Source organism: Anaerobiospirillum sp. NML120448 (assembly GCF_023050945.1).
Taxonomy (GTDB): domain Bacteria; phylum Pseudomonadota; class Gammaproteobacteria; order Enterobacterales; family Succinivibrionaceae; genus Anaerobiospirillum.
In genome coordinates this window covers 1-8063 of record NZ_JALKIM010000113.1, presented here as the reverse complement: position 1 = coordinate 8063, position 8063 = coordinate 1, and the positions used below count along the sequence as shown (strand labels likewise).

6 protein-coding genes are annotated in these 8063 nt (G+C 39.8%); 4 read left to right on the top strand and 2 right to left on the bottom strand.

The annotated features are described in order from the left end of the window. Positions 1-76: 76 nt before the first annotated feature. Together MXE38_RS11670 and phoA are read right to left on the bottom strand one after the other, a co-directional pair. Positions 77-391 (bottom strand): hypothetical protein, encoded by a 315-nt coding sequence (locus tag MXE38_RS11670; protein ID WP_246915226.1) that lies wholly within the window; start codon positions 389-391, stop codon positions 77-79. 868 nt (positions 392-1259) lie between these two features. Further along, complete coding sequence (phoA, locus tag MXE38_RS11665) at positions 1260-2717, bottom strand: alkaline phosphatase (RefSeq protein WP_246915223.1); 1458 nt, start codon at positions 2715-2717, stop codon at positions 1260-1262. A 424-nt stretch (positions 2718-3141) separates the two neighbouring features. Here phoA and MXE38_RS11660 point away from each other — a divergent pair, with 424 nt between their 5' ends. From MXE38_RS11660 to MXE38_RS11645, 4 genes are all read left to right on the top strand, one after another. After that, positions 3142-3417 carry a hypothetical protein gene (locus tag MXE38_RS11660; protein ID WP_246915220.1) on the top strand — a complete coding sequence of 92 codons (276 nt, stop codon included), beginning with the start codon at positions 3142-3144 and terminating at the stop codon, positions 3415-3417. 480 nt (positions 3418-3897) lie between these two features. Further along, the gene (locus tag MXE38_RS11655) at positions 3898-4917 is read left to right on the top strand and encodes a DUF2184 domain-containing protein (protein ID WP_246915215.1); all 1020 of its coding nucleotides are present in this window, start codon (positions 3898-3900) and stop codon (positions 4915-4917) included. Between the two features lie 893 nt (positions 4918-5810). Beyond that, positions 5811-6491, top strand: coding sequence for a hypothetical protein (locus MXE38_RS11650; protein WP_246915230.1), 681 nt, complete (start codon positions 5811-5813; stop codon positions 6489-6491). Positions 6492-7219: 728 nt separating this feature from the next. Next, complete coding sequence (locus MXE38_RS11645) at positions 7220-7972, top strand: flagellin (protein ID WP_281503214.1); 753 nt, start codon at positions 7220-7222, stop codon at positions 7970-7972. The last annotated feature ends 91 nt before the right edge of the window (positions 7973-8063 follow it).

Below are 8063 nucleotides of genomic sequence, written 5' to 3'. Positions count from 1 at the left end.
TCGGGATACATGCCTCTGGCTTTGTGTTAAAAGTCTTAACTCGTTAAGATGTTTAATGCCTTGTCAGGAAAATAGGTTAACCTTGATACGCAGGAACCCCATGGGCTTGCCCATGGGAGTTGGTCAGATCAGCTAAATAAATATCAGAGTCAAAGTCTAAATTATTCTTAGCTTTGCTCTTCTTTTCTGTATTTTCGCCTTTAATAGCATGCTCATGCTCAGCTACTTCCTCAGGAGATACACTTTGAGCAAACAGAGGCTCAATCTTTGCCACATCGTACTTAGACTCTAACTTAGCAATAGCCTCATGCTCACTCTCTAGAACTGATGGCTGCTGGTTTTTACCACTCTTGAGAGCAGTATTAGCACTTACACTAGTACTAGCTTTCAAAAGTTTCGCCCCCTGTTTTAAAGCAGCAAAACCTCGAATTTACTAGCTTTAAGTAGCATTTAAGGGGGTGACGAACTTTTGAAATCCAGTACTAGTAATTAGTTTGGCACTAATACGCTAGTTCCCATCACAGTACTTGCCTTGCTCTTGGCTAAATATAATCGTTTAAGGGGTGTTAGCAATCATTACCTTTAAAACTGCAAAATTATAAGAATAAGAAAGCCCAGATCATAGGGCCACGATCTGAGCTTTGAGGTGAAATTAAATTTTTCCACCTGTACGGACGACTTTAACGTAACCAACAATAAATGTCTGTAATACCTGCAATGAAGTAGATCTAATGGCAGCATAGTACTAGTTCTCCACGCTATATCTACAATAGCCTGACAGAACACACTTTTTTAGTTAGTTACTACTTGAAAAGTTAATTCGTCGTCCGTACAGGTGGAAATTTTTTGTGAAAAAACTTAGAAAAGGGTAAGTCAGGTTCCCAAGATGGGAAAGCATACGAGATCTTGTTTTAGGAGCTTCCTGACTCTAACTACGCTGTGTTTAATAGTTCGCTTTTTTCTGTAAGAAAAAAGGCTCTTTGAAAATTGCTATGCTCTAGCAAGCTTTAAAGAAACTTCTTTCAAAAAAAAGGCCTAGCTGGGTAAACCAGGCCTAAAAGCGCCATACTTTGTGGTATGACTATAGTTCTAGCCGATAAGCTAAATGGTAGTACTTAAAACAGGAACTGATTCTAATCGGTGCCTAAGCGCCTTTTATAAGACTCTTAGGAGGGTCTTGTCTTTACCTGAGAGCAAGCCTGGTACTAAGATTTAATAGCCACTAAGCTTGCTCCAACTTACGGGGTTCTTTTTAGAGCTTACTTTAAGTTTAAAGTGTCGCGAATGGTAAAGAAGATATCGGTTTGGTCAGTTAAGCCTACAACACGAAGAGCGCCTGGGCCATAAGCTGCAACACGTAATTGTGCACCAGTGTGACCAGCATCATCGATGTCCTCAGAGTTACCATAAGAAATGGTCATAGGAGCACCATCAGCAGTCATAACAGACTGAGTCCAACCTGGAGCCTTAGTATCTGGGTAAACAATTTGGGTAGCGTGAGCATGGTCAGCAGTTACGATAACTAAAGTGTTGCCATCTTTCTTAGCAAAGTCTAAAGCTACTTGTACAGCCTCATCTAAGTCCATGGTCTCACCAAATTGACCACATGGGTTAGAAGCGTGAGCCTGCTTATCGATAGAGGCACCTTCAACCTGTAAGAAGAAGCCCTTATCATTAACCTTTAAGAGGTCGATAGCCTTGGAGGTCATTTGGGCTAAAGTTGGAACATTAGCACCACGCTCTGAGTTAACTTCACACTTAACAACTGGCTTTTCTAAATTGCCATGTAAAGAAGCCTGTGGACCCTTTAAACGGATTGGCATATTGCCCTCAGAGAATAAACCTAATACTGGGCTATCTTGGTTAGCCTTAGTGATCTTCTCTAAGCCTTGAGCATCAGATACTAATTGGAAGCCACGCTCTTTAGCCTGCTCGAATAAGGTCTTGCCCTTATACTCACCAGCCTTAGCAACTTCCTTAAAGGACTTAGCACCACCACCTAATACTACATCAGCACGAACTGCTAATAACTGCTCACTAATAGAGCCTACACCACCGTTTTCTAAAGCATTAGCTGGGCACTTTTGTGAAGTAGCCTCTGGGCCGTAGCACTTACGCTGCTCAACGTGAGCAATCTGAGCTGCTGGAGTTGCGTCTTGGATTTCAGCGGTAGATACGTTACCAGTTGCTAAGCCGTTAGCCTTGGCCATCTCAAGTAAAGTAGTATGTGGCTTCTTGTAAACATCCACACCAATAGCACCGTTGTAGCTCTTAACACCAGTTGACCAGGCAGTAGCAGAGGCAGCTGAGTCGGTTACATAGTCTGGCTTCTGGGTGTCTTTATTTAAAGAGTAGTGGGTGTACTGGCCAGTAAATGGTAAAGCATCGATACCCTCAAAGTAGCCACCAGCACCCTTGGCAAAGTTACGAGCTGCGGTGATTTCGCTATCACCCATACCATCACCAATTAATAAAATTACATTCTTAGCGTGTTGCTTCTTGGCTAAAGCTAAAACATTCTCATATAGCTCAGTTTGGTTGTCCTGAATACGACGAGCGCCAGCAAACTTGGTAACATCACCAGCGGCGGAGCGTACATAAAGAGCGCTGTCATTTACAGAGGAAGTATTGGTGTTGGCATTACAGGCACTTAACATACCAATAGCTAATACAGCAGCGATGGACTTAGCGAGCATAGAACGATTAAGCTTTGACATAAGAAATTTTCCTTGATTATGAATCACCAAGACCTTGACCCTAGCAAAGTATTAACAAACAGAACAAACAAAGAAACCTAGGGTTTAGCAAACTCAAAAAATCCCTTTTGCTAACGGTCTTTTACCCTAACAACTACTTAGGGCTAAAAAACTACTTATTGCTCTACCTTTAGCGCCTATTCTCCTAAGAGAACTAAATTAAGAGCACTAAGTAGTTTGTATTCTCTCTTGTTGTGATGACTGCATGATAAAGATGCTTTGTTAAGAGGTCAGTGCTCAAATGTAAAAGTTTAGTTAAATATCTATGCAAAATTATTAAGTACCATTTAACCAAGCACCTTAATATGCCCAGTAAAACCAAGCCCTAAGCGCAATTTATCCCCTTTACAGCCCATTGTTAAATCTATGCAAAATAATAAATTTTTTGCAGCAACTCTTTGCATTATTCCCCTACTCGCCCGCTCGCCCCACTGCAACTATCACTATCGCAGCCACTGCATCTGCTTCCGCCGCTGCCGCTAACACAGCTCCATCCGATACAAACACAGCTAATGCCAATGCCGCAAATACTGCCGCTAACACTGCAACCTCTAAGGCAACCGCTACCTACTATTCACGCCCGCAAAAAATAATAGCCATGTCCTACCATCAGCACTCTGACACGTACCACTGCTTCCTAAAAGCTGTTTATCATGCATAAGGTGCTCAATATCAAAGTGCTTTACTTTCAACCTAAACGCCCGCTCCAAGCGCACTAAACAATCCCATCTATCACCTATCCTCAGCTTCAAGAACTTTGTTAGTACTAATCCCTCTCATTATTGCCACGGAACTATCCTTTACTAAAACCATCACAGGCAGTAATCTTTTCATACCAGACCTTTAATTGTCCACGTAATTGCTTGCTTACTTTAAGAGCATACTCAAACAGTAAAAGCCCATAAGCTAGCCATGTTCTATATTAGAAAAATCTTTAAATCTCTAAAAAGCAAAAATCAGCTCTTCACCTCTAATAGCCAAATAAGCTCAAGAGGCTAAAGCAGCTAAGCTAAGCTCCTTTTGTTCTACCAGTTCATTATGGGATAATATGTTTGCTTACATAAAAGACTAACTAAGTCATAATTTTTAGTATACGCTATGCTTTTTTGGTGTGAGCTTAGCTGTTTTTAGGAGAGACATAATGCAAGCAGTAATATCTAATTTTGATGACACTCAAAATTGCACTATTTTCATAGATTACCAGGCTCTTTTTGTCCCGCCTCTTATGACTACTCCTAAAAAAGACACTGATGAGAGCAAACCAGACTTTAGCGCTCGTCTTAAGGAATTAAATGCTCAATATGGTCAATATCAGCTCTTAGAGTTGATTGATACTTTGTCCTTGGATCATCTCAAGCATAATTATGTAAGTTGTATGCTCAATGGCATAGACAATCAAACCTCCTATGTTCAAGAAGCCTTAAAAGAACTCACCTTAAAAGCTCAAGAGTCTGAGGCTTTTGCCCCTAGCAGCTATCAATACTCAGGCATACTCTTACAAAGCCAATTAGATAAGGCTAAAACTCCCCTTGCCAGCCTAAAACTACTAACTAAAATGCAAGATGGCTCTTGTAGCAGTTTAGTTAGCTACACCAATTACATTTTCTTATATGGTATTAGAGAAATTGGCAGATTAGGCTTACTCAATCACCCTAATCTTAGTGAGCCTATATTACCTACCAAGGCCACCCTCAATGGCAATACTATTGTTAGCTGGAAAGAAAAAAGTGCTGATGAAAGCTTATCAGGGGACTTACTATCAAAGGATATAGACTTACTTTTTGATACCTTGGTAGAGAGCAACCATAAGCTTGGCAAAACTATCACTAAACAAGATCCTTTAGCTTTGTTAGTATCTTCCACTCACTATAAGCTCTTAGCTCCACATATTACTAAGCTCCAAGAGCAGTTTGCCAAACTTCTTATAATTGAGTCTCCAGAACTTGCTAAAAGCTCTAAGGAGAAACTAGTGCTAGTAGTGCTACAAAATGCCCAAGGGGAGCCTTGTTTTATTAGCCAAAACCCAAGCTATTCCATTAGTCCTTTCTACCATACTATGGAGCCTGATGATATCTCCAAATACCAGTGGGATCTTTCAGGAAGCTCCCCAGCCATGCAGATACTTAACCCAAGCTTTATCTCCCGCATGACAGGCATTTAACCACCCAAACTTGCTTACGAGCCAGCCTAATAGCTGGCTCTCTATTCTCTACTATCTATTTTCTACCCTACTCTCTATTCTCTATTCTCTATCCTTTTCCTCTAACCTCTAATTATGTAAGCTTTAGTCTGTAGCCAAGGCGCTAACAGCAAGAAATAAAGAAAGTAAGTAAGTAAGTAAGACTTGTTTACAACTACAGTTAAAGCAGCACCTACACTTACACTAATATCTAAACCTACACCTGCTTAAGGTAGCATTGTTCGTTGTTTACAAAATTTTGCCAAACATGCGCTACTAAGCCATAGTTCTGGGCTCTTACAGTTAAGGCACACTATTGTGCCTATATCTCATGAAGAATCATTCACCTAAGCCATGAAACTATGATGAATATGTTGCTGCTGGGGGCTAATTGAGAGCGTGCTTTGTGCCTTGTGCGTGCTGGTGAAAAAATTTTCCAAAATCAATAAATAATCAAAGTTTCTAAAAATTTTTTCTAGACCTGCAACAAGCATCACATTGTATATATCTATAGGTACTATTAGGCCTCAAGAAATTTTAAAATAAACCGAAATTGATCTTAGTTGCCTAAGGCAGCTTGGTTTTACAGCCCTACCATCCAAGACTAACATCTTGTTGCCTATATCTTTTGGAAAAAACTAATTTTATAAAGGTAGGACTAACAAAGAGCTAACGTACTTGTACTTATATGCTCTATTAATATTGTTTCGATTGTTTTATTTGTGGCTATTATTCTCACGCTTAATATTCGTAACCATATAAGCTAACAGTTAAATAATTTAGCTTAAGTTTATAAATATTAACCAGTAACAACTACTATTTTTGTCTTCGATTAATGTGGAGAATACTAGCACCAGTATTTGGGATAAACTACTATGGCTACTGCACACGCTTTTTTCTCTGCCAAAACTTTAAGCAAATTGGCATATGTATTGAGTCTTAGTGCTGTCTTAAGCTTTTCATTTAATGCTCAAGCACAAGAAAACTTCGCTGGCCATGATGCTGCTGTTGCTCAGTGTGAAGCAGGCAATATTGAGTCTTGTAATTTCTTGGCTCAAAATTTCTTGAATGTCCACCAATATACAGAAGCATCCAAATACTTAACCACTATTTGCTACTCTGATACTCCTGATGCTCTACGAAGCTGTGCAGCTTTGACCTCTATTCTTACTGAGCCTGTTTTTGGTATTAATAATTATCAGCAAGGACTTAAAATTGCTGATTACTTATGCTCCAAGAATGGTTCTTATGGCTGTTTACTTTTATCCGATGCTTACTTCTTAGGAACTAATGTTTCCCAAGACTTGGTTAAAGCAAGCCAGTATGCTCAAAAAGCTTGCGACCTTAAAGATCCATTAGGTTGCCGCCAATTAGCTATTATTACCTTCTCAGAGGCCTATGTACTTAAAGATCCTAAAATAGCCCAGCTCTCCTTTAAGTATCACCAAGATGCTTGTAACTTAGGAAACAAAGACTCTTGTGCTGACTTTGCTCAACACAACGAGAAACTCGAACAGTTCCAACGCTTTGTTCAATCTGAGACTCCTAAGCAATAGAAGCTAAATAAGAGCTATTTAAGTTCCAAACTTTAGCTTGCAAACTTAGATTTTTGCTAACCACCCCATTCATACAAATTTGGCCTCGTAGCAATCCCTGCTTAAGAGGCCATTTTTATCTTTACTCCGCATATCTTTGAGCTTTGCGAATCATCATAGCAAGTTGGTATGTTGCCTCCTACAAAAATTGACTAACCTGGCAACAACGCCATTAGTAGTATTACTCTTTTAAAGAGTACATAAGGAAGTGTGGTCGTGGGTATCTCTCATCATTTCCCAACATCAATAATGATTGATGCTATTGAATGTTGAAAGCTAGGTGCTTTGACTATTGCTAACCATACCACACCAACCATATCAGGCATATCAGCCCTATCGGCAACTTCCACCCTATCAACTCTACCTACGCACACCAACCACTAAAGCGCCCACTCAATTTCAAAGCTAATTAAGCCTTACATGGCATGATGGTGGGCAAGACTGTAAGGTATGCCTGTATTATTGTGTAATTCCTCAATGTCATATAGCTGAATTTCTAAGACTTACCCAGTGTCAATTTTATTGTTGGCCTATTAATTGCTTCATTAAAAACAAGCTGACATATTTTATCAATGTTAGCACTATGCTCTTTAGATCAGGTTTTTTATACCTGAATTTTTGTAGATTGTAGTCATCCCACCATATATTGCGATAAGTCCCTAAACTTATCCACATGTGAGAGAATTGTTATGGCACTTTACGTTAACACTAATGTAAGTTCAATTAATGCCCAAAGAAAGCTGACCAATGCTACCAATAACTTGAATGTCAGCTACCAGAGACTAGCGTCAGGCCTTCGCATTAACTCTGCAAAAGACGACGCAGCAGGCTTACAAATTTCCGATCGTCTTACCTCCCAAATCAATGGACTTAACCAGGGAAATCGCAATACTAATGATGGTATCGCTCTAGCCCAAACCATGGAAGGTGCCTTAGACGAAACCACTAACATGCTCCAGCGTATTCGTACCTTAGCTGTACAATCAGCCAACGGCACCAACACCGCTGAAGACCGCAAAGCCTTACAGCAAGAAGTTGCCTCCTTATCCAAGGAAATTACTCGTATTGCCTCACAAACTACTTTTGCAGGCCAAGCTATTCTTGATGGCGCTGATGCAGGCCTTATTCCAGCTGATGGAAAAGTTACTTTCCAAGTAGGTGCCAACGCAGGTGATACCCTTGCCTTAACTTGGACAAATGCTTTTAATATTTCTGGCATTGCTACTTATTTAACAGTTGACATGACTAACACAACTGGCTTTGTTACTGCAGTTGACGATAAAGGTAATGGAGTTAATGTTTGGTCTGTTGAGACAGTTGATCTTGCCAATGCAACTCTAGCAAATATTGATGCCTTTATTCAGGCTGTTGACTCTAAGCGCTCAGAGCTGGGTGCTATCCAAAATCATAGCCCGGCATTATTGATAGGTATCGATTGGTGATTAAAGAAAAACCTAAAAATTTAGGGAGAAAATTTGGATCGTTTTGATCCTTTTTTTTTGTCAAAATGTTGTAACTAGTGAAGTGATAAAA

Excerpts from the sequence above, each read along its gene's own strand:
- MXE38_RS11650 (WP_246915230.1), top strand. The coding sequence starts at position 5,811 with ATGGCTACTGCACACGCTTTTTTCTCTGCCAAAACTTTAAGCAAATTG.
- MXE38_RS11655 (WP_246915215.1), top strand. The coding sequence starts at position 3,898 with ATGCAAGCAGTAATATCTAATTTTGATGACACTCAAAATTGCACTATT.
- MXE38_RS11645 (WP_281503214.1), top strand. The coding sequence starts at position 7,220 with ATGGCACTTTACGTTAACACTAATGTAAGTTCAATTAATGCCCAAAGA.
- phoA (WP_246915223.1), bottom strand. The coding sequence starts at position 2,717 with ATGTCAAAGCTTAATCGTTCTATGCTCGCTAAGTCCATCGCTGCTGTA.